Source organism: Paenibacillus sp. FSL P4-0081 (assembly GCF_000758565.1).
Lineage (GTDB): Bacteria > Bacillota > Bacilli > Paenibacillales > Paenibacillaceae > Paenibacillus_AQ > Paenibacillus_AQ phytohabitans.
This window is the reverse complement of record NZ_CP009280.1, coordinates 1637010-1659631: the sequence shown is the minus strand read 5'-3', so window position 1 is coordinate 1659631 and position 22622 is coordinate 1637010. Positions and strand designations below refer to the sequence as shown.

General features: G+C 54.3%; 15 protein-coding genes. 4 read left to right on the top strand and 11 right to left on the bottom strand.

What is annotated here, in order from left to right:
* Window positions 1-13 precede the first annotated feature (13 nt).
* The 6 genes from P40081_RS07170 to cobD form a co-directional block, all read right to left on the bottom strand.
* Complete coding sequence (locus P40081_RS07170; protein WP_042134406.1) at window positions 14-1474, bottom strand: aminotransferase-like domain-containing protein; 1461 nt, start codon at window positions 1472-1474, stop codon at window positions 14-16.
* Window positions 1475-2043: 569 nt separating this feature from the next.
* The gene (locus tag P40081_RS36235) at window positions 2044-3363 is read right to left on the bottom strand and encodes a histidine phosphatase family protein (protein WP_231575399.1); all 1320 of its coding nucleotides are present in this window, start codon (window positions 3361-3363) and stop codon (window positions 2044-2046) included.
* Between the two features lie 11 nt (window positions 3364-3374).
* A complete protein-coding gene (gene cbiB, locus P40081_RS07160) occupies window positions 3375-4340 on the bottom strand; it encodes an adenosylcobinamide-phosphate synthase CbiB (RefSeq protein ID WP_042134404.1) in 966 nt (321 codons plus the stop codon).
* A 52-nt stretch (window positions 4341-4392) separates the two neighbouring features.
* The gene (locus P40081_RS07155; RefSeq protein WP_231575300.1) at window positions 4393-5316 is read right to left on the bottom strand and encodes an adenosylcobinamide amidohydrolase; all 924 of its coding nucleotides are present in this window, start codon (window positions 5314-5316) and stop codon (window positions 4393-4395) included.
* Between the two features lie 146 nt (window positions 5317-5462).
* Complete coding sequence (locus P40081_RS07150) at window positions 5463-10439, bottom strand: S-layer homology domain-containing protein (protein ID WP_052421710.1); 4977 nt, start codon at window positions 10437-10439, stop codon at window positions 5463-5465.
* Window positions 10440-11144: 705 nt separating this feature from the next.
* Complete coding sequence (gene cobD / locus P40081_RS07145; protein ID WP_042134402.1) at window positions 11145-12236, bottom strand: threonine-phosphate decarboxylase CobD; 1092 nt, start codon at window positions 12234-12236, stop codon at window positions 11145-11147.
* A gap of 508 nt (window positions 12237-12744) precedes the next feature.
* Between cobD and P40081_RS07140 the strand changes: the two genes are divergently transcribed.
* Entirely contained in the window at window positions 12745-13749 is a 1005-nt protein-coding gene (locus P40081_RS07140) for a lipoate--protein ligase (RefSeq protein WP_042134400.1), read from the top strand.
* Window positions 13750-13915: 166 nt separating this feature from the next.
* Here the strand turns inward: P40081_RS07140 and P40081_RS07135 are convergent, their stop codons facing one another.
* Window positions 13916-14638 carry a metal-dependent hydrolase gene (locus tag P40081_RS07135; protein ID WP_039296505.1) on the bottom strand — a complete coding sequence of 241 codons (723 nt, stop codon included), beginning with the start codon at window positions 14636-14638 and terminating at the stop codon, window positions 13916-13918.
* A 231-nt stretch (window positions 14639-14869) separates the two neighbouring features.
* Between P40081_RS07135 and P40081_RS07130 the strand changes: the two genes are divergently transcribed.
* The 3 genes from P40081_RS07130 (at window position 14870) to P40081_RS07120 (ending at window position 17175) form a co-directional block, all read left to right on the top strand.
* Window positions 14870-15781: a DMT family transporter gene (locus P40081_RS07130; protein WP_042134398.1), complete on the top strand. Its 912-nt coding sequence runs from the start codon at window positions 14870-14872 to the stop codon at window positions 15779-15781.
* Between the two features lie 110 nt (window positions 15782-15891).
* Window positions 15892-16695 carry a Cof-type HAD-IIB family hydrolase gene (locus P40081_RS07125; RefSeq protein ID WP_042134396.1) on the top strand — a complete coding sequence of 268 codons (804 nt, stop codon included), beginning with the start codon at window positions 15892-15894 and terminating at the stop codon, window positions 16693-16695.
* Window positions 16696-16809: 114 nt separating this feature from the next.
* Window positions 16810-17175 (top strand): hypothetical protein, encoded by a 366-nt coding sequence (locus tag P40081_RS07120; protein ID WP_042134394.1) that lies wholly within the window; start codon window positions 16810-16812, stop codon window positions 17173-17175.
* Window positions 17176-17220: 45 nt separating this feature from the next.
* Here P40081_RS07120 and P40081_RS07115 read toward each other — a convergent pair whose 3' ends face one another.
* The 4 genes from P40081_RS07115 to P40081_RS07100 form a co-directional block, all read right to left on the bottom strand.
* Window positions 17221-19056, bottom strand: coding sequence for an ABC transporter ATP-binding protein (locus P40081_RS07115; protein ID WP_052421709.1), 1836 nt, complete (start codon window positions 19054-19056; stop codon window positions 17221-17223).
* Between the two features lie 14 nt (window positions 19057-19070).
* A complete protein-coding gene (locus tag P40081_RS07110; protein WP_042134392.1) occupies window positions 19071-19652 on the bottom strand; it encodes a GNAT family N-acetyltransferase in 582 nt (193 codons plus the stop codon).
* Between the two features lie 958 nt (window positions 19653-20610).
* On the bottom strand, window positions 20611-21333 hold the full coding sequence (locus tag P40081_RS07105) for a 5'-methylthioadenosine/adenosylhomocysteine nucleosidase (protein ID WP_042134391.1): 723 nt from the start codon (window positions 21331-21333) through the stop codon (window positions 20611-20613).
* A gap of 4 nt (window positions 21334-21337) precedes the next feature.
* Complete coding sequence (locus P40081_RS07100) at window positions 21338-22615, bottom strand: iron-containing alcohol dehydrogenase family protein (RefSeq protein ID WP_231575398.1); 1278 nt, start codon at window positions 22613-22615, stop codon at window positions 21338-21340.
* Window positions 22616-22622 lie beyond the last annotated feature (7 nt).

Below are 22622 nucleotides of genomic sequence, written 5' to 3'. Positions count from 1 at the left end.
TCCGTACACCCCTTCATCCCATAAGTTGCCGTGCTGTCCTGCCGATAATTTCGATCCCTCTGCGTATATCCTCATCCGCCACTCTGGAGAAGCCCAGCCGCAGCGTGTTCTGCCCTGTACCGTCTGTGAAGAAGATGTCCCCCGCCGTAAAAATAACCCCCTGCCCGTGGCACGCCGCCAGCAATTCCCTTGTGCTGAAGCCTTCAGCGAACGTTACAAACAGATGTAGCCCCCCGTCCCCCGATAATGAGGCATACGGAATATGCTCCTTGCAGCAGGCCAGCGTCAGCTCGTATTTGCGTTTATACTCCAGCCGGGCCTTCTTCAGATACTTCTCCAGATTGCCGCCCAGGAGATATTGGTACAAAATAGACTGGTCGAGCGTTGAGGTATGAATGCTGCGTGCCCTTTTGACACTTTCGAGATAATAGATCAGCTCCTGATCCGCCAGCACCCAGCCCACCCGCAGTCCGGGGAATAGCACTTTGGAGAAGCTGCCGAGGTAGATGACACTGTTCCCGCTGCCCGCCGCCGCCATTAACGGAGCCACATGGGCACCCGAATAACGCAGCTCCTCGTTGAAACCATCCTCGATAACCGGCACTTTGTAATCCGACATGAGCTTCATCAGGCCTTGTCTTTTCTCGGGAGACATCACAATTCCGGTAGGATTGTGGTAGGAGGGGACCAGATACGCACAGTCGTATTCCCGCTCTTCGAGCGCGCGCTTGAGTTCGCCGAGGTGGATGCCATCCCGCTCCATCGTTACCCCGTGTATCCCGAAGCCGTGCAGCTTCAGATTCTTGATCGCCGTATGATGCGTCGGGTTCTCACAGATCACAGCGCCATGCCGCTTACCCAGAGCAGACAACACTATGTCGAAGCCCTCCGTGAACCCGTTCGTAATCAGCAGATCCTTCCCGCGCATATCCACGCCCTTGTGCTCCATATATTGCCGCAAATAATCTATTAAAGGTTTATATCCCTTGGCATATCCATAATTCAGCAGAACGTTGCCCTCCACGGACATGCGTTCCAGAAAAGCTCTTCGGACATGATCCAGATCGAAGAGGCTCTCATCCGGCGCGATACTGGTAAAAGAAATCGTTCCTTTCCCCGCGCGGATTCCCCGCTTCATAATGTCCAGCTCTTCCGCGAGCAGCGCCTGGCCGCTGAGCCGCTCTTTCCAGTCCACGCTCCAGGATGCCGCTTCCGGATCTCCGTGCCCCGCTGCTGCGCCATGTGAGACATAACTCCCCTGGCCCTGCACCGTATACGCGAAGCCGTCATCCTCCAGACTCTCATAAGCCGAGATAATCGAGTTGCGGCTGACCTTGAGGAGTGTGCTGAGTTCCCGTGTTGAGGGGAGCTTCTGCCCGCCCTGGAGCGCGCTTTTGATAATAAGATGCTTCATGTAATCCTTCACCTGGATATATACCGGACGTCCGGCAATGAGCTTGAAATCCTTAAACATACCGCTATCGCCCCCATAGCTATCATGGCACAGACGCCGCCGTAAAAAAAGAACCACAGCCCCGGGATTTTCTTCCGGCTGTGGTTCTAAGGGGGATAATGTAGTCGGTTTTTCGCATACATTTGGCTTGTTAACCCGAACGGCGGTGCATTGTATTCGGTTTTTCGCATACATTTGGCTCGTTAACCCGAACGGCGGTGCATTGTATTCGGTTTTTCGCATACATTTGGTTCGTTAACCGTATCGGCGGCGCATTGTATTCGGTTTTTCGCATACATTTGGTTCGTTAACCCTATCGGCGGCGCATTGTATTCGGTTTTTCGCATACATTTGGTTCGTTAACCCTATCGGCGGTGCATTGTATTCGGTTTTTCGCATACACTTGGCTTGTTAACCCGAACAGCGGTACATTGTATTCGGTTTTTCGCATACATTTGGCTCGTTAACCGTATCGGCGGCGCATTGTATTCGGTTTTTCGCATACATTTGGCTAATTAACCCTATCGGCGGCGCATTGTATTCGGTTTTTCGCACCCGAGTTGTAGCGGTCCCTAGTCCAGCTGCGGTAGCTACACTTCGCGTGGCATCATGCGCCAGGCTCCTTCATCCTTCCGAAGATTCAGTACAGTGACTTCACCCGGAGCGGGTGCAGCTACTGTATAGAAGGTTACTCCTTCGGTCAGACGCGCCAGCAGCAGCCGGATGATGCCGCCATGAGTCACAATCAGCACGCGCGGAGGCGGGGGATTGGGTGATGAGTCTGGCACTAGTGAAACTGCCGAAGATGAAATTGGTACTGGTGAATCTGCCGCTGGTGGAACTGCCGCAAATGGAATCGGCACTCGTGAATCTGGTACTGGTGGAACTATCACAGATGAAATGGGCACTGGTGAATCTGCCACTGGTGGAACTACCGCTGGTGGAACCACCCTTGGTTCGCTGGTTTCAATCCAGGGCATCCCCCTGTTAATGCTTGTATGCTCCAGTTCCTGCTCCAGCTGAGTCCAGAAATCATCCACCCGGGCTTCAAATTGTTCCCACGCTTCCCCTTCCGGCGGTGTTACTAATTCGGGGTGGTCAATCCAGCTGCGGTAATGCCCGTTATCCTTCAGCTGCTCATAATCGCCGCCTTCCCAAGCACCAAAATCCAGCTCGCGCAGCTGCGAATCATAGATGGCCTGCCGCTCCAGGTGTGGAGCCACAGCTGCCAGCGTCTCCCTGCACCTGAGCAGGTCACTGCAATAGACACGCCAGAATTCCCCGCCGAGCGCCGACTGGTCGCTTAGTGCGGACAATTGCTGACGCGCCTCCGGCAGCAGCGGCAGATCGGTGCTGCCCAAATAACGGCGCTCCTTGTTCCACTGCGTATGCCCATGGCGGATAAGCACCAGCTCTAATTCCAGTTGAGGTTCCTGCTCCTGCTCCAACTCCAGTTCTAACTCCTGCTCCAGTTCCTGCTCATGTTGAGGCTCCCGCGCCAGCTCCTGCTCCAACTTCTGCCCTAGCCCCAGCTCTTGCTCCAACTCCCGCCCTAGCCCCAGCCCCAACTCCTGCTGCGGTGCCGGGTTACTTAGAACGCTGCGAGCTACCAGAGCCGAATCCTTCAAGTGGCTTATCTTGTCATTGTCCGCATCCTTGTCCTTGTCCTTGTCCTTGTCCTTGTCCTTGTCCTTGTCCTTGCCCTTGCCCTTGCCCTTGCCCTTGCCCTTGCCCTTGCCCTTGCCCTTGCCCTTGCCCTTGCCCTTGCCCTTGCCCTTGCCCTTGCCCTTGCCCTTGCCCTTGCCCTTGCCCTTGCCCTTGCCCTTGCCCTTGCCCTTGCCCTTGCCCTTGCCCTTGTCATTGTCCTTGTCATTGTCCTTGTCCGTATCCTTACCCTCGTCCTTGTCCATCTGCACTCCGCTCAGCCCCCCATCCCCTGCCATAACAAGGCAACCGCTGCACACAGGCAGACAAATATGGCTGAAGACAGCATCATCATCCGCGAAGTCACGATAATATCCTCCGGCTCCATTGTCCGCAGGGGATCCCCCATGTAAGCGCGGAAGGAGGTTACGCCGTGGTATACATTTTCTCCGCCCAGGCGGATGCCCAGTGCTCCGGCAACTGCCGATTCCGGGTAGCCGCTGTTCGGGCTGGGATGAAGACGTGCATCCCTCCGCACGGAACGCCAGCATCTCCGCCAGTCCAGCCGCAGCAGAGCTGCACACAAGGTTAGCAATAGCGCTGTAATCCGCGCCGGTATGTAATTGACCACGTCATCCAGACGGGCAGATGCCCAGCCGAGGTCGCGGTACTTGTCGTTCTTGTAGCCGACCATGGAATCCAGCGTGTTCACCGCACGGTAAGCCATAGCCAGCGGAGCCCCGCCCAGCAGGGCGAAGAACAGCGGCGAGATGATCGCGTCGACGATGTTCTCCGCCACTGTTTCCACTGTGCCGCGGACGATCTCCGGGCTCTCCAGATGCGCCGTATCCCGGCCGACGATCATTCCCAGCGCTCTGCGGGCAGCGGGAATATCTCCTTGGCGGAGTTCTGCGAATACCGCCAACCCTGCATCCTTCAACCCTTTGGAGGCAATCGTTGTGGAGATCAGCCATACTTCGGCAGCCCCGGACAGCCAGGGGGATATCTTATAGAGTAGCATGACAAGCAGCGCTGTCAGCACCCATGCGCCTCCTGCTACCAGGAGCGGAAGCAGCAGCCCCGCCCGCTTCAGGGCGCGGGGCGCCGATGCGAAGCGGCGGATAAGCTGCTCTATCGCGCTGATGGCCTTCCCCATATAGACAACGGGATGGGGAAGATTACGCGGATCGCCGACAATCCGGTCCACAACATAAGCGGCCAACAGTATGATGGCAAGCTTCACCTTGGTTCACCCCGCTGCGGTTCCTGGCGGTCCTTCTTCATCATTCCAGACATTATTCCCGGCCGCCCTTCATCAGATGGCCGGGCTGCCCATTTAGTGCTTCTTGAGGCGGTAACAGTTCAGCTGCCACTACTGCTTCGACTGCAACTGCTTCTTCTCCACCCGCAGCTTGCCCAGTTTCCGCAGAAGCTGCAAGTTGCTCTGCCTGCGCCAAGTTAGCTAGTTCCGCTCTCCGCGCAGCCTCTGCCGCCTTCACCGAACTCAGACTTTCCGTCACCGCACTGTACACCAGCCTGCCGATGGCTCCGCCCAAGTCAGTCGCAGTTCCGGCGTAGACATGCTCCGCTGCGTAGCGGCGGCTTCCGCTCACCGCGAGCACGATCGCATCCGTGGTGGTTCCGGTTGCGGTTAGCCCATTCTCGGAATCCGTGATTCCGAGATCCGCCAGTGCGGCAGCCTTCGCTTCCGTGGCCGTCATCACGGCGTTGACCATGGCAGACGGCGACAGCCAGCCGTCAATGCCAAGCATGATGTTGATCGTGCCCGGGCGGTAAGCCGCCAGCACGCTGCGCTGCGATCCGGCGCGGGCGGCATTGCCCGCAGCCGCTGTCACGCAGCACATTATCCCCGCAGAGCCGGTATTCTCCTCGGCAACTGCAGCATGCTCAAGCGGAACTGCCGTCATCAGTCCGGCACAGCCTTCCAGCGGATAACCCCACTCCTGCAGCTTATTTTCCATATCCCGTACCGGATTGCTGCATTCGTAGTCCCGGGTGACATATTGGTTCACCGCCCGCTTCAGGCGGCCTGTTCCTCCGCCATACACTGCGCTTGATATACTGTCTACCTCAGCCGGAAATTCCAGCAGCAGATGGCCTTCCCGCCACTCCAGCGTTAGTCCCTGCCAGACCCTGCTCTGGTACACCGCCAATCCACCGTCAAGATTAAAGGGTAGGTTCACATTCACTTTTTTCACAATACATCCGCTCCTCTCGCGCAGTAAACTATTCCTAAACCGACTATATCATTATATAGTATCTCGTTTTCTCTGTATCAATGTTTGTAGCCTGCAAACAAAAAGCTGACGCCGGAAATCCGGACGCCAGCTTGCTCTGCCGTATGCTACTGCTGTTCAGTTATGTCTAACAGTCTTAGAATCAGGGTTACTGCCTCTGCCCGCGTTGCCTGATCATTCGGAGCCAGCCGGTTATTGCCTTGGCCTTCAACCAGACCCGCTTCATAGGCGGCTGCCGCATACGGCTGACCCCATGAAGGAATAAGCTCCGCATCAGCAAAAGCTGCCTTAGCCTTGGAGTCTGTCTTCCATTCCAGCGCCCGGACAATCATGGCAATCATCTCAAGGCGGGTAATCTTTCCGCCGGGCCGGAAGGACTGATCCGTATAGCCTGTAATCCAGCCGGATTTAACCGCAGCGGCAACATACGGCTCCGCCCATGGCTGAATGCTGCCTTCATCCGTGAAGGAAAGTCCGGATAGCGCAAGGTCCACCTGTAAGGCGCGACCCAGGATCACCGCGAATTCACTGCGCGTAACGGCTCCGTCCGGACGGAAGGTTCCGTCTGCATAACCGTTCACCAGCTTGCGCTGCGCCGCAGTTATAATGCTCTCTTTTGCCCAGTGCTTCTCTACATCCTTGAACGCAGGCTGAGTAGCCATACCGCCATCGCCTGTATTTCCTGCGCCGCCTATGCTGCCCGTATTGCCGGTGGTTACGATAGTGCCGATAGTACCGGTATTCCCTGTGTTGTTACCCGCATTCCCATTATTGCCGTTGTTGCCGTTATTACCGTTGTTACCGTTGTTGCCATTGTTCCCTGTATCCGTGCCTCCGTCAGGCTTGGTGTCTGCCTTTAGCACCGTCAATACGAAGCTTTTCTGGGCCTCTGCCCCGTCTTTCTTCAGAGTGGCCGTCAAAGTCACCCCGGTTGTGCTCGCCGAACGCTTAACCTCCCCTTTACTGGAGATGATATCGGGATTACTTGAGGTCCAGGTAATTTCACTTCCATGTTCGCCTGCTGCCGGCAAAATAACATCTTTCGTAACCGAGGTCTGGAGGTCTCCATCAGCATAAACTATTTCAAGCTTATCCTTATCTAAGTTAACAGCCAGCGGTTTCGGTAAATCCCCTAAAGTTATCGTTACTGAGGCTGTATTTAACGGGACCGTAACGATACCTTTGCTGTTATCCATTATGCCTGCAGATACATCCGTAATATTGTTCACCATGCTTGGCAATTGGACACTGAAGCTGGCCCCTCCGGCCTCTACCTTCGCCTGACTCAAATCGCTGCTGAAGGTCACCACGAGCTGATTGTCTTGTCTTACAATGCTGTACCCGACTCTGCCGCCCTGCAGAGCGGGGTAATTCTGCACACTGGCCACCACATTATTGTTCTTGGCAGCGTCCTTGACCCACTCCTTAGGGATCCCGCGGCCTACAATAATCTCAGCCTTCTGATTCTGATCATAAATCCGCTCGGCAATCAGGGAATCAATGAGCACCTTGGAGTTCACGGATTGTCCCCACATATGCTGGGCCGATCCGCCGCCGCCCGGTGTATTCTGAAGGTTCAGCTGATCATTCGTCTGTGCCCAAGGGCTTCCTGCGACAGGATAATTGATCCCTTCCCACCAGCTGAACGGCCCGCTCATCGAATTTTCAATCATGAATTCATACGCTTTGATGCCCATATCCCGGTATTCTTCTCCGCGCAGTGCAGCGCTTCCGTAACCAGCATTATATGCGCTTGAGTAGAAGCCATGCGGATAACCCCCGAAATTGTAAGGAGAATCTGTCGTATCCTCCTGGATACGCCGGTTGATTCCATAGGAATACGTATCATCCAGCAGCTTCAGGTTGATATTATCCTCGGGCTGCTCTGCCCCATACAGATACCCGTCCCAGTGCCATCTGCCGAACAGGAACATGGAGGCCCAGTTCGCATCTCTGGAGTCTCTCATCCGGTTCTCATCATTGGTCTCAACGACCGATGCCGGAATATAATCAAGCCCTTCTTCGGTTATCGTCTGCTGCAGCTTGGCTGTGAATTTGGCCAATAAGTCGTCATACCTTGCTTTTGCCCACTCCGCTTCCTGCAAATAGGTTTCATCATTTTTTAAACGGTAGAGTTCGCGGGTTACATATTCATAAGCGGTCAGACCGGTCAGGGCAGAGTAATTGTCGATCGTCCAGTTGCCCTCGGAATCAATCGCATACGTTTTTTTCATAATTCCGTCAGCGTTGCGGTCACTCTCAATGGTTCGCGCTCCGAATTTAACCCGCTTCTCAAATACGGTGCCGGTAGAGCCGTCATCGGCGGTCATCTGCTCATCGAAGATAGAGGCGTCACCGGTTTTACTTAAGTAAACAGCGTAGGCCCATGGAATTTTCCAGTTGGTATCCCAATACAGATTGCTGTCCACCTGACCCGTCTCAATGTTGATTCCGCCTGTCAGCGGGATACTCTTCAGATAATCCTGCGCATGAGCGAAATCCCCGCTCTGAATCAGATTTACCAGAATGCCCAGCGTATCATGGGAGAATAACCGGGCATAGCCGTTTTCACCCACATGCAGATACGTATCATCTTTAATAATCAGCGTATCGATATAGCCGGATTTGAACGCATTCTCAAGCTCCCGGTTCGGCAAGCCGATATCCACTACTGCGGAGAGTCTATTCAGCCAATAAGCTTTCATCTCACTGTAGTTGGCTTCGAAGGTTCCCAGACCCGCCACCTGCTCTTTGGTCAAGGAAGTAAACCGGGTCACGTTCTTGTCAAAATATTCATATTTATCAGCTTCAATTGCATATTCCCTGACAACGCTCCCGCCCGGCTGAACGGTGTACATATTTACAGCGTCCGCATTGATTGGAACCAGATTGCCCGAGACGACCGGCAGCAGCATGAGCTCGCCTGAATGATTCGTAGCCGTGACTCTGGAATAGTTGACGACATAATCCTTCTGGTCCACCGTGTGCTTGTTGGCGAAGGTCTCAATCTTGTAGTCTACTTTATTCTTCGTATATTCACTGATCATTACAGGTAAATAACCTTCCCCCTTGGTCCACTGGATGTTGCTTGTATCTGCAACTCCGAACGTGACCATTTGCTTAGGGGCTACCGGACCATGCTGCTCCGGACGGCTTCCGCCGATCTGATATGATCCGTCCAGAAAAGCAAGCGAAGCATTCTTGTCGCCTTCGAAGCCGAAGGCTGCTGTCATTTGCGCATGCGTATCGTACTGGTATTTGCCTGCGGTCTTCAAATTATGAACCGCTTCCAAAACAGTGGAGAAGGCGGTCAGCTTCTCGTTATCCGGAGCGTTAACATCCAGCGCCTTGGCGGCTTGCACAGCTGCATTCAAGGTGTTCAGGGAACTGAGGGTGTAGCCTTTGATGACGGCCCGGCTAATAAGATCGATCTGCCCGGCAATCGCCGCCATATCCATATTAATCTCCAGCTGGCCCCTTGCCGCCTGTAAATGGCTGAGCGCTGCATTGATCTCCTCCAGGTCAGCGTCAAAATCGTTCAAAACCAGGCCGGCATTAGCCAACGCAGCTTCGAGTGCAGACCACGACTGCACGGTGTACAGCCTGCTGTTGTAGTTAGATTTGGCAATATCATCGATTAAGACCTGTAAGGCGGTTCTGTCCACATCCGTATTCTTAATAATTCTTAAGATGCCGGTGCCCAGATGTGCTTCGGATTGGAAGGCACCGGAGACACTTTTGCCGAAAAATTCACTTGCCGTTTCCCCGTTCTTCTTCATGACCATCCAGCGGTATTTGCCGGCGGACAGATTCTTCTGCGATAAAACCAGAGCGTACCGTGTATTTCCGGCGAGACTATAACGGAGTGGAATCGTAGTCATTTCACCGTCCGCAACACGGTCACGGCTGACCACTGTTTCTGCAAGAAGAGTACCTGCCGGGAAGCCGGAAGGGTCTGTCCCATATAGCTTCACGGTCAAGTCGCTTACGCTATTGGACATTTTTCTCACATTTACTTGTGCGTACTGCATCTCGAAGCTCTCCTGAGCCGTAAAGGTCTGATATCTGTCCTGCTGATCCCCGCTGCTGCCGAATTCGTATTCATTCTCCGCAGCACCTGTGTAATCGATCATCAGATTGGTTTCTCTTCTTACCAGAGCCGCTTGCTTCTGCTCCAGAAGCGACAGGGCGCTGTCGATTTCCTCCTGTAGGGCATCCTGCTTGTCCAGAACCTCCTTGGCTTGAATCCTTACTTTGGCAAATTCCTGCCAGGATTCATCCGTGTATACGCCTTGGAGCTTGTCCTTCACTCGATTATAGGCAAGCTGGAGCATGCTTTTATCGGCTACCTCCTTGCTGCTTACCGCAAGTCCCGAGAGGGACATGTTACCGTACCGTGAAAGGGTTTCTGCCTGCAGACCCTCAACCTTTAATTGCACATTGGCGGGTACCTTAATTTGATACTTATATACTTCCGAAGTCCCACCCGCACTGATCTCCTTCGTCTCCATGAGGTTCATATCTGCATAGATCCTCACAGCAGCTTTCGCCTGCCATAACCCGATGCCGAAGACGACCGTTGACTCCTGCGGCTGCGGGACAACTTGGAAGGTCCAGCCTACATCCCCGTATATCCCCGAATCTCTGTTCTTGGGGAAAAACACGCCGAATCCGGTATCCTTGACAGCCCTTTCATAACCTGCCATGCCGTCATTCCAGGAATAGGACAAATAATTCCCGTCATTGCCCCTATCTGGCTTCCCTTCGGTACCTGTCGTACCGTTCCCGTACACGCTGAAGGTTACAGAGCTGGGAACGGCCTTTTTAATCTGAATGATGTCATCCGGGCCGTTGCCTTTCAGATGCAGCCAGTCTACATTCCCAATCTCCGACAGATCCAGCGCATACTCACCTTCTACTTTACTTTGGGTAATATCAAGTGCGGAGGAGCTTACAGCGGCATCTGCGGCGTCTGCACCGTCTGCTCCATAGGCGGCCCGGGGCTGGCCAAGCGGGGTTGAGGATAGGACCAGTGAAGCCAGCAATATCAAGATGGGGATTTTTCGTAAGGGTATTCTGAGCATTCTTTAACCTCCTTGTGTATTTGATTTAAGCATATAAAAACCCGGCAAATTTAAACATACGAATATCTTTACATCCAGCCGACTTTTTTTACCTCTTTACGGCCCGGCCATCCGGGTAAACATAATGTTTGGGTTCATGCACGCTTAGTAACAAGTCTGCGGGGTGAACACGTGGCGAATTAACTTTCCGGTAACATACATACTTCAAAACAACACAAAAAAAACCGTTCCTGTAATTAATGGAGGTACTACCCGCCATTTCAAAAGGAGCGATTTCTTTGTACATTAGGTTGATGATGGACCCTTCCGGTAAGAGACGGGTTCCGTTCCGTGCTAAAGCCGGCTAAATAAGTGGATTTATGACATTTAATTATATGATTTAACCGTATATGCATTTATTAAGTGGAAAAATGGCATCTAATTCTCTTGATTCCGCCTCCAAACGGGGATGCGGGACGAATAGATGTACTTTTTCCAACTGCTGTCCCGAAATTGTCTGGTTCAGGCTAAATAAATGCTCTTTTTCCACTTATTTCTTGTGGAGAGGCTGCGTGCACACCGAGCGAAGTGAGTCGGAGAACCTTTGACGGCTGGCTCGCTAACTGTTGGCTTCTGGCCCCCTGCGGCTGGCTTCTGGCACGCTGACGGCTGGTGGCTGGGCACGCTAACTGCTGGTGGCTGGCACGCTCTCAACTGCTGCAGCTCTCAGATCCCCGCCCGCAACAGCGCCCCCAGCTCCCGCAGCAGCCGGGCATTGTCCGCCCGGCCCTTCACCGCGACGCGCATATGCCCCGGCTCAAGGCCGGGGTACATCGCGCAGCTGCGGACGAGAATGCCGCCCGCGCCCAGCCGCCGCTGCATCTCCTGCGCGCTCCACGGAGCGGGCAGCCGCAGCAGCAGGAAGTTCGCTTCGCCCGGCGGCACTTCGCAGCCGAGCTCAAGCAGACCTTGGCGCAGCAGCTGCCGCTCTGCTGCGATCAGCGCGCGCGTCTCCTGCACGTAGCCGTCGCCGCTCTGCAGACAAGCTTCCCCGGCCAGCAGGGCCAGGCCGTTCACGCTCCAGGTCACCTGCTTGCCGGTCATTGCCGCGGCAAGCTCCGGATGTGCGGCAGTGAAGCCCAGCCGCAGCCCGGGAATGGCGAAGAACTTCGTCATCGAGCGCACCAGCACCATATGACGGTAAGCCCCCAGCTCCGGCAGCAGGGATTGCCGGTCCGCCTCCGGGATGAAGTCAATGAACGCTTCATCCACGGCAAGAATCGTCCCGCAGGCTTCCGCCCTGCGGGCCAGCACCCGCAGCTCGTCCAGCGGATACTGGACGCCGTTCGGATTATTCGGCTGGCCGAGGAACAGCAGATCCGTCTGCTCCAGCAGGCCGGAGATCTCGTCCACGGAGGCCCGGTAATCGCTGCCGCGGGTCCCTTGAACGGATGAAACCTCTGCACCGAACTGCTCCGCCAGCTGGCGGTATTCGGAGAAGCAGGGCTCGACGATGCCTACGCGGCGCGGGGCCGACGCCAGCAGAAGCAGGGCCATCGACTCGGCGGCTCCATTGGCAACGGTAATCCAGTCCGTGCCCACTCCCAGATTTTCCGCGAGCAGCGCTTTCAGCCTCCGGTGTCCCGGATCAGGATAAGCTGTAATCGCGGAGACCGCATCCCGCAGCAGCGCGAGCACCTCCGGCGGCGGGCCCAGCGGATTAATATTGGCGCTGAAATCCAGGAAGCCGCCGCTATTCTCCCCGTATAGCTCGGCCGCTGTCAGCAGATCGCCGCCGTGTCCGTATTTTTCAAGCATGAGTACACTCCCTTTACGCTCAATCATTACTTCATTAATTTAATTGAACTACACTTATTTGAGTAGCGGATCAGCCGCTGCAATAATCCTGCCCATAATACAACATTCTCCGCATGATCCCGCCAATAATCCAGAACTGTTGTATAAAAGGCAGCATTTCGTCCCCTCCAAGCGGTTTAGCAGGACAATTCTTGTATCTCATACAACAATCTGTGTGAAACTTAGCAATCCTTCACCCAATTATCGGCCTATTGCCGGAAGTACGTCAATGCTCTTACAGCAACGCACAGGTGCGCCCGGCATGATGATCCCTGGCACTTATCAAGCGGAGAAGTACCGGGCGAAGCTTATTCTGCCGGCAGAAGTCCGCTTGCAGCCTCAATGGAGGGTAAACTGGCGGCCCTTGCGTAACGCCAGCCGGATAAGTTAAACTTTCGATTTTGTGGAAATCTCTCTTTTAGTTTAGAATAAGTACAGCAGTTTACTATGGCCAAGCGGAGGAATCACTATGCTTTTTATCGATAACACCGGAATTACAGACGCATCGGTCAATCTGGCAATTGAGGAATTTGCACTCAAGAACCTGCCGATGGACGAGAGCTATCTGCTTTTTTATATCAACAGCCCGTCGATTATTATCGGCAAGCATCAGAACACCATCGAAGAGATCAACCAGGAATATGTGAAGGACAACAATATCCAGGTCGTACGGCGGTTATCCGGCGGCGGCGCAGTCTATCATGATCTGGGCAATCTGAACTTCAGCTTCATTACCAAGGATGACGGACAGTCTTTCCATAACTTCCTCAAATTCACCCAGCCTGTGATTGATTATCTGCAGTCGATGGGAGTGAATGCCGAGCTGAGTGGACGCAACGATCTTCAGGTCGGGGAGCAGAAAATCTCCGGCAATGCCCAGTTCTCCACACGCGGACGCATGTTCAGCCACGGCACATTGATGTTTGACCTTAATCTGGATGATGTGCAGGCTTCACTCAACGTAAATCCCGAGAAGTTCAAGTCGAAGAGCACCAAGTCCGTACGCAGCCGTGTAGCCAATATCAAGGAGCTGCTGGGCAACCCCGATATGACGATTGAGGAGTTCCGCGAAGGTCTGCTGCGTTCCATCTTCGGTATGGAGGCGTCCGAGGTTCCCCAGTACAAGCTGACAATGGATGACTGGGTACGGATCAATGAAATCTCCAAGGAACACTACCAGAACTGGGACTGGAACTACGGCCTGTCGCCGAAGAGCAATGTGAAGCACACCCGCAAATTCCCGGCCGGTCTAGTGGATATCCGCATGGACATTGAGGATTCCATCATCCGCGAGATCAAAATCTACGGGGACTTCTTCGGTGTCGGCGATGTGGCGGATGTGGAGAACGCGCTGCGCGGCAAACGTTATGCGGAAGCTGAGGTCAGAGAGGCACTGGCTGATCTCGATCTGAAGCATTACTTCGGCCGCATTGAGCCGGAGGACTTCATCGGTCTGGTATTTCTTGAGGAGTAGGGCTCTGCACCGCAGACACCACTCCGGCAAGCAGGTACTTATACAGTAAAAAGAACCCCGCTATCCTGCCGCATCCTGCGCAGCTGATCGTGGGGTTCTTGTCTTGCCGTCCATCTCTTATCTCGTTGTTCATCTCTTAAGCTGCTGCCCAGCTCTTGCTTGCCCTTTACACCAAAGAAGGCGTAAGCACAAAAACATAGACAACCAGCGCCAGCGTAAGCATTACGCACACCTTCTCCACTGCATTACCTTTCTTCGTGCCGGTGCTCATCAGCTTCAGCCGCAGCTTGACCGGCAGCGGGGGCAGCGGCGTAATTCCGCGCTGGGTCAGGGAATCGGCCAGCAGATGCAGGCCGTAGGACATACTCCCGGCAATCCAGAGACTGCCGCCGTCATCCATGCCCTTTGATACAAAATACAGCAGCGCCCCCCAGCCGGCCACGGCATACAGCGTATGCGTGATTCCCCGGTGCGGGACAACGGAAGCTACGACCAGCACACAGGCGGCAATATAGTTCCATGGATCATAGGCATCGGCAAAAGCAAACAGCGCCAGCGCAATCAGCAGCATCACCAGATGCCTCAGCCTGCGGCCCGGCAGGAAAGACACACTGCCGACCAGCAGAGCCAGGGCAATATTCCACGGCGGAGCAGCGATTCCGGCAAAATAAAGATAAATAGCTGCCCCGATCAGGGATACCTGAAGGATACGCAGCAGAAACTCGGGAACTGCCTTGCGTACCAGCAGTGAATTCGGCTCGTCGATATCGGGCAGCAGCGAGCTGACCACCGCAACGGCGACGGCCGGAAGAGTGATTTCAAGCCCAAGCAAACTCATGGCGGACAAGGTAACCCCGGTGCTGATAACTAAATGGGATTTGCCCATCATGGTGAATCCGCTCCTTCATATGAGAGTATAATGATTCTGGATGCCCGAAATAAGAACAAGTGTGCGGTTATCGAAGTATACCAAGGCTTTCCTTTTTTGTCCAGCGTATAACGGGTTACAGGCCTCCTTCATCCCGTGCGGACACGGCCGCTACGCAGTTTCGGCTTGTCCTGCCCCCTGATTTAGGATACAATTTGGACAACTCATACGGCCCTGAAAGGATGACACCCTGTGAACCGCTCCCGAATCGCCGATCTAAGTCTGCTGCTGGTGGCGATGATGTGGGGATGTACGTTTCTTATTGTGCAATCTGCCGTCCGGGTACTGCCGCCACTTGCCTTCAACAGCATCCGGTTTACAGGCGCCGCCCTGCTGCTTGCACTAATTACCGCCGTCTTCTACCGTCAGGAATGGAAGAAGCTAAGCTTACGTATGGTTCTGCATGCTCTGCTGCTGGGCCTGCTGCTCTTCCTGGGCTATGGCTTCCAGACCATGGGACTGCTGTATACCACCACCTCCAATACAGGGTTCATTACCGGACTGTCGGTGGTACTTGTACCTTTCCTGTCTCTGGCGCTGCTGAAGCATGCCATATCCCGTTACACCTGGTTCAGTGCCGGCCTCGCAGCGGTTGGCCTGTATCTGCTGACCTTCACCGGCTCTGCGTTCTCCCTTAATAAGGGCGATGGCCTGATCCTGCTCTGCGCTGCCTTCTTTGCGCTGCAGATCGTGTATACCGGCATATATGCGCCGCGTTATCCGGCCTTGCCGCTGGCCGCGCTGCAGCTTGCCTTTGTGGGCCTGTTCAGCGTTCTGGCCACCCTTCTGGTGGATGGCCCCGCACCGCTTATGCACAGCGGGGAGCTGCTCGCGAAGCCGGAAGTGCTCTGGGCCATGCTAATCTCCATCGGCCCGACCAGCGCCTTCGCCTTCTGGATTCAGACCGCCTGCCAGAAATACACCACCCCGTCCCGGGTGGCGATTATTTATGCCACAGAGCCGGTATTCGCTGCAGTAACAGGCCTGCTCTTCGGCGGAGAGACACTCGGCCTGTCTGCTGCGCTAGGCTGTGGATGCATTCTTGCCGCCATGCTGATGGCGGAGCTGAGTCCTGATCCGGCGCGGACGCAGGCGGAGGGCTAGCAGCATTTTATAGTTACATGCTTCAGACAAAAAGTCGTGCTTCCGTTCCCCTTCTTATAGAAGATTCCCCGGAAAGCCGGACTAAACCAACCTTTTAGGAGAGAACCCAAATGTACAAATTGATTGCTATCGATATTGACGACACCCTGATTAATGACGACAAGGAAGTTACCCCTGCCACCCAAACTGCGCTGGAACAGGCTGTTGCCGCTGGCGTTGTGGTTACCCTCGCTACCGGACGCGCTTATGCTTCCGCCCAGGCGATTGCCCGCCAGACCGGACTGAATGTGCCGATCATCACCTATCAGGGGGCACTCGTTAAGAATCTGCTGGACGAGGAAGTGCTCTATGAGCGTTATGTACCGCAGGATGCGGTGCGCAAGCTGTTCCAGTATTGTGTGGAGCATGACCTGCATCTGCAGACTTACATCGACGACAAGCTGTATGCCCGTGAGGAGAACCAGAAGCTGATCGATTATGCTGCCTTGAACAAGACCCAGTACTACATTGAGCCTAATTGGGAAGAGAAGCTGGTCCCGCAAAAAACACCTAAAATGCTCATCATCGACGATCCGGCCTTCCTGGATGAGCTGTCCCCGATCCTGCGCAACCTGCTCGGTGATTCGGTTCACATCACGAAGTCCAAGCCGCATTTCCTGGAAATCATGCATCACGAAGGCACCAAAGGCCTGGCGCTTGAATTCCTGGCTAAGCATTTCGGCTGCGAGCTGTCCGAGACCATCGCTGTCGGCGATTCCTGGAACGATCACGAGATGCTCGAAGCCGCCGGCCTCGGTGTCGCTATGGCGAATGCCATTCCTGCCCTGAAGGAAATTGCCGATTTCGTTACCCTCAGCAACAATGAGGACGGCGTGAAATTCGCCATCGATAAATTCATTCTCGGTGCAGAATAACAGGCATACCTCTCTGAGCGGATATCTTATATGACAAAGGTGGCTTACAGCGGTTCAGTTTATTGAACCGCTGTAAGCCACCTTTTATAATCCAAGAAGAAAGGAAGGTCATCCATGGAAGAAGTATCTGCTGCGGACCAGCTCGAATCCATTAAATCTTGGCAATCGACCATCAAAAAACTTGAAAATGCCTTTGCTCAAATGACTCAAAAAGGCACAAACATTACGCTGGTAAAGAAACGGCTCAATGCTTCACGCATCGGCTTAGCGGTTCTGGAGAACGTCTGGAATCAACAACCTCATCAGTACTCCCATGAAGATATAGCAGAAGCCCGCAAAGTTCTGATTGAAATAACTCCATCTGTTGAACATAGTTACGCAAAATCCAAGGCTCGCAGTCCACAACAAACTCTTTTAGAAAGAAGACTCCAAGCCTTGAAGCTGGCTGTTCAAGCGATTGACGCTCTCTCTGCCAAGTAGCGCGTAGCGCATGCTGAAAGCCAAGAACATAGCTGAAGAAGACTATTATAACGTACCTGCTGCAGCTGTCTCCTGCTTGAGGGGGGCCGTTCCGCCGCTGCTCAAGCTCTCACCGCCCAAAGAAGAATATTGCCCTTCCTCCACAGCCTCCTGCTCCAGCTGGGAATTATACAGCTCGAAGTACCGTCCCTCTGCCGCCAGCAGCTCCTCATGTCCGCCCCGCTCCACAATCTCCCCGTTCTCCATCACCAGAATAATATCGGCATTCTGGATGGTTGAGAGGCGGTGGGCGATGACCAGCGTTGTTTTATCCTTCATCAGCTTGCGGATCGCCTGCTGGACCATTTTCTCCGACTCATTGTCGAGAGCCGCCGTAGCTTCATCCAGCAGCAGAATCGGCGCGTTCTTCAGCATCGCTCGGGCAATGGAGAGACGCTGTCTCTGCCCTCCGGACAATCTCGAACCATGCTCACCAATATCGGTGTGGATGCCTTCCGGCAGTTCCATCAGGAAATCATAAGCGTTCGCCTGCCGCAGCGCTTCTATAATCTCTTCTTCCGTAGCGCCCGGTCTGCCGTTACCGATATTGTCACGGATGCTTCCGGTATACAGACCCGACTCCTGAGGCACATAGGCGAAATAACTTCTCAGCTGCTCAAGCGGCATCCCGGCAATCGCCTGATTATTAATTGAAATCTCACCTGCATCCGGTTTATAGAAACCGAGCAGTAGCTTGAATAGCGTTGATTTACCGCCGCCGCTCGGGCCCACCACGGCCATCTGCTTTCCGCGCATTAACTCCAGATTAACCTTGCTTAGACTCTGCTTCTCACTCTCCGGATATCCGAATGACAGGTCTGCGAGCTGTAGCACATTGAAATCAGGCTGCTGCATCTGCTGGTCAGGCAGTACCTCAACCTCGGGAGCAGCATCCATCACTTCAAAAATCCGTTCCGCCGCACCCAGCGACTGCTGCATGGAAGCGACCAGGCCCGGCAGTACCGAGAACGGCCCCACCAGATAATTCATCAATTGGATGAAGGCAATCATCGCCCCGACCTCAAGCGAACCTTTGGCCACAAACCACCCGGCAATGACCAGCGCAAGCAGGAAGGTAAGGTTGCCCAGTACAGAGGAGATCGCCCCCGTTGCTCCTTCGATTCTCGCCTTCTTCTTCTCCCCGGAGGCAATGCTCTCACTATATTCTATATACTGCTTCTGCAGCCTGCGCTCAATCGAGAACGCTTTGAACACCATGCTGCTGCCCAGGATATCATTCAGAAAAGCCGTCGTTCTGCTCATATTTTCCTGTACCCGCACACTGTTGGCACGCATCGCATTGCCGAATATTTTGCCGGTCAGGAACAGCAGCGGCCCTACGGACAGACAGATCAGCGCAAGCAGCCAGTTGATATAGATCAGATAAGCGAAGGAGGCCACCGCCAGCAGCGGATTGCGCAGCAGGTCCATCATGACATGTCCGCAGGCTTCACCGACCGACTGATTGTCGTTCGTGAACCGGGACAACAGATCGCCTGAATGATTGCGGTCGAAATAAGACTGCGGCAAAGCCAGGGTATGTCCCATCATGTCCTGGCGCAGTTCATTTCTGATTTTGGCCGAGATATTGGTTTTGAGATACACACTTAGAAAGGTGTTGATTCCGGCGACCGTCAAGAATATAACTCCGAACCAGGCAAGGTCTGTAAAAGCCTCTACGTCCAGACGGACCGCCGCATCCGTAATCCGGGACAGGAACCAGGCCATCGTCAGATCAAGGACAATACTAAACAGGGTAACTAGCAGTAATATGCTATAAATCAGCTTATGTCTGAGCATGTATGTACTTAATCTGGCAAAAGCACCTTTCTTCTTCTTCACATCATCATCTCCCTTTAGAATTCAACACCCCGCACCTTAGCGTACACTTTGCTGTCATGGAGTTCCCCGTCCGCCTCGCGTGTGCTCCGGCGCAAAATGCCGTCCAGCGTGAACCCGGCACGCTCGGCGACAGCAGCGCTTTTGGCATTCCGCGCACTGCAGCGGATCTCAATCCGGCTGGCCTCCAGCTCTCGTATTGCGAAGGCGGTAATTCCGTTCACCGCTTCCGTGATGTATCCGTTGCCCGCGCAGGAGCTCCTAATCCAGTAGCCTGTCTCGAAACGGCGGCAATCCCAGTCGATATGATGCAGGCCGATGTTGCCGATATATGTGCCGTCCACCTTGCTGTAGATCTGCATATTCAGTGTCGAGCGCTTCAGATACGCTACCCGCGACTCCCGGACATAGACCTCGGTCTCTTCCACCGCCGGCATGCTCTGGGCAAAAGGCATCCACGGCTTCAGCTCGTTCAGGCTCTCTCCGATCGCCTTATTCATTTCCGCCCCGTCTCCCGGCCGCGCAGCCCGGACGAGCAGGCGCTCCGTTTCAAAGCTCTCTGGAATATCCAGTAGAATTGGAAGCAAATTCTCACTCATACCAAATTCATCCTCCACTATAATCGAATATCGTTATATTATAGTGCGTCCTCCTTTTCTTGGAAATAATGAAAAATACACATTAGTTGCTTAAAATTGGAAGGCGGGCTCATTGTTTATTTACATTCCGTGCTTGGATGCCTTTAGTTTACAGAGCTTGCGGGAAAGCGCCCAGCGGCGGCAGGCGGATTCGCGGGTCGGTCTTGGGGCTGAAAAATGTAACTATTACACAGCAAAAAACCGCTCTTAAAGCCACGAACAAAGCTCTTCAGCAGCTCCGTTCAGTACTCACAGGCGGTTCCGGGTAGATTGAACTTGAAATTATTCCAATTGGGATGTTGTTCATAACTGCGGTGAATACTTGGACTTTCAGCTGCTGTTGTCACCAGATTTCTTGATTGTTACCGCTTTTAGCGGTAGAATCCGGTGACAAAGGCGGTCGCTGGCGCTCCTACAGTTCCAAAATCCCCCTCAGTTATTCTCATCTGTTATTGTCTTCTTCAATTCAAGCTACACAAGTTTATTATATTCAACTCTATAGGCTGAACTTGAATACTTACGCATACTTACCTTTCCTCAGTGAATGTTGTACGGAATACAACAATTCCTTCCTAATATCGAGCGAAATCCAAAATTGTTGTATAAAAGGCATCATTCCCGCTCATCCAAACGGTTTAAAGGGACAATTATTGTATTTCATACAACAATCTGTCCAATCATGTTGCTTTCTGGGGAGCCAAGTTGTAATACGTACAACAATTGCTAGTGTTGACCGGATACTTGTTTTGGTTTTGATCAATAGTGCGGTTTATAGTAGTTGTTCTTCTTAGTAAATTGGCCGATAGTAGTTGCTCAGGCCAGTTGCTCACTGTTACTGGTCCGTCCACTTAGTATTCAGTCACTTATTATTTAGTCACTTAGTATTCAGTCACTTAGAATTTAGTCACCTATCAGGCACTCACTTCGCGCCACGAGTCTCCGCCGCCGTATACAGTGCCAGAATCTCCGTAACGATCTCCGCCGAGTTGGTGGCGGCGAGCTCCAGATGCGACTTGAATAATCCGGCCGCTTCTGATCCGGCTATGTCGGAGATCGCACGGACAGCAAGGAACAGCACACCGAATTGGTAGGCGGTTTGCGCAATCGCTGCACCTTCCATATCTGTAGCCTTAGCTGCAGGGAAGCGGCTGCGGATCTCATCGGCCCGCTCCGGTCGGCTGATGAACGAATCCGCCGTAGTAATCAGTCCGGTGACGACTGCCTCCGCCCTGGAAGTGCGGGCAATCACCTGCTTCGCCGCAGCCAGCAGATCGCCCGCGACCGGATAACGGTCCGGCATCTGCGGCACCTGCCCATAGGCATAGCTGAATGCTGTTGCGTCCACATCGCTGTAGATCAGTTCCTCGGCGATGACCACATCGCCAACCCTAAGCTCCGGAGCCAAGCCACCGGCAGCGCCGGTATTAATGATGAGCTCACAGTGGAACCGCTCCAGCAGCAGCGTTGTAGTTACTGCCGCATTCACTTTGCCGATGCCGGACTGCAGCAGAACCACATCCAGCCCGTTCAGCCTGCCGGAATGAATTCTTCCCACGCCTGCCTTCAGGCTGCGCACCCCCGTCATCCGTGACAGCAAGAGCGCTACTTCCTCTTCCATTGCGCCGATAATCGCAATACTCATGATGTTACTGCCCCCTGACCATGATATTTTGTTGACGCACACCGGACGCCGTCTGCCCTCTTTGATAGCTATCGTCCGTGTCCACTTTCCAGCCAGCTTCGTCCACATACCCTGCTCCTGCAGTATCGTTTGTCTGAGCCACTTCACCGGTACCTAACGCCCGTCCCGGTCCTCCGGCGGAATCCCGGCGCCAGCTGCCAACGAACCGCTCCAGTTCAGCCGCCGCATCCGCAATCCGCGCGGCAGTAATCACGCCGTGCATCCTGTGAATGGAGGCCTCCGGCGCCGCCGCACGTTCTCCCAGCTCCAGCAGATCGCCCGGAGTCAGGAAGTCCAGCCCCATATCCGCCAGACTGGCTGGCAGGCCGATCTGCCGGTAGAACGGTAGCAGTTCTTCTATCTCCGCGAAGTTCTCTTCCAGCGCAAGCTGAACCAGCACACCGTAAGCCACCTTGCTGCCATGCAGCAGGCTGTGGGCCTCCGGGATAGCCGTAAGCGCATCATGGACGGAGTGCGCACCGGCAGTTCGGCCGTAATCTTCACCGAAGCCGCCGACCAGACCGCCCACCATGATGATCGTTTCTACCGTCCGGGTCAACGCATCATCCAGCACTCCCGCCGAAACGGCCGCGAGCGCTGCTGCGCTGTACTCCAGCAGGTGATCACGGCATTTACGCGCCGTGAACAAGGCCAGCTCCACTTCAACCGGAGGCGCAGGCAGATGGCGGATGATGGCGTCAGCCTCATACCATTTGGCCAGCGTATCGCCAATGCCGGCTGCCAGCAGCTCTGGAGGTGAAGCGGCGATGACGGCCGGATCGAGCAGCACCAGCGCGTTGCTGCGCGGGAACACATCGAAGCGGATGTAAGCGCCCTGAGCATCGTACATCACACTCAGTGAGGACCAGGCGGCGCAGGTAGCGGCCAGCGTCGGCAGAATAACCGCCGGCAGATTCAGCTTGGCTGCAGCAGATTTGACCACATCCGTGATCTTCCCGCCGCCTACAGCAACAATCGCCTGCAGCTGATGCTCGGCCGCGTAACCGGCTATGGCATCACGCTCCCCGTAGGTGCATTCTCCGCCATAGACATGATAATGGATCTCCGTTCCGTCAAGCTGCGGCCAATACCGCCCGGCCGCCGCCCAGGACTTCACACCGCGCACCACCAGTACCCGCTCAATTCCCCGTCTGCGCAGATGCTCCTCCAGGTCATTCCAGCTGCCCTCCCGGCAGACGAATTCCTGCGGTGCCGCGCGCACGATAAGACGTTCCGCCATAATGGACCCT

Bases quoted from the DNA above. Each gene is read 5' to 3' on its own strand.
- P40081_RS07170 (WP_042134406.1), bottom strand. From the start codon at position 1,474: ATGTTTAAGGATTTCAAGCTCATTGCCGGACGTCCGGTATATATCCAG.
- P40081_RS36235 (WP_231575399.1), bottom strand. From the start codon at position 3,363: ATGGACAAGGACGAGGGTAAGGATACGGACAAGGACAATGACAAGGAC.
- P40081_RS07150 (WP_052421710.1), bottom strand. From the start codon at position 10,439: ATGCTCAGAATACCCTTACGAAAAATCCCCATCTTGATATTGCTGGCT.
- cobD (WP_042134402.1), bottom strand. From the start codon at position 12,236: ATGCTTGAAAAATACGGACACGGCGGCGATCTGCTGACAGCGGCCGAG.
- P40081_RS07140 (WP_042134400.1), top strand. From the start codon at position 12,745: ATGCTTTTTATCGATAACACCGGAATTACAGACGCATCGGTCAATCTG.
- P40081_RS07135 (WP_039296505.1), bottom strand. From the start codon at position 14,638: ATGATGGGCAAATCCCATTTAGTTATCAGCACCGGGGTTACCTTGTCC.
- P40081_RS07125 (WP_042134396.1), top strand. From the start codon at position 15,892: ATGTACAAATTGATTGCTATCGATATTGACGACACCCTGATTAATGAC.
- P40081_RS07120 (WP_042134394.1), top strand. From the start codon at position 16,810: ATGGAAGAAGTATCTGCTGCGGACCAGCTCGAATCCATTAAATCTTGG.
- P40081_RS07110 (WP_042134392.1), bottom strand. From the start codon at position 19,652: ATGAGTGAGAATTTGCTTCCAATTCTACTGGATATTCCAGAGAGCTTT.
- P40081_RS07105 (WP_042134391.1), bottom strand. From the start codon at position 21,333: ATGAGTATTGCGATTATCGGCGCAATGGAAGAGGAAGTAGCGCTCTTG.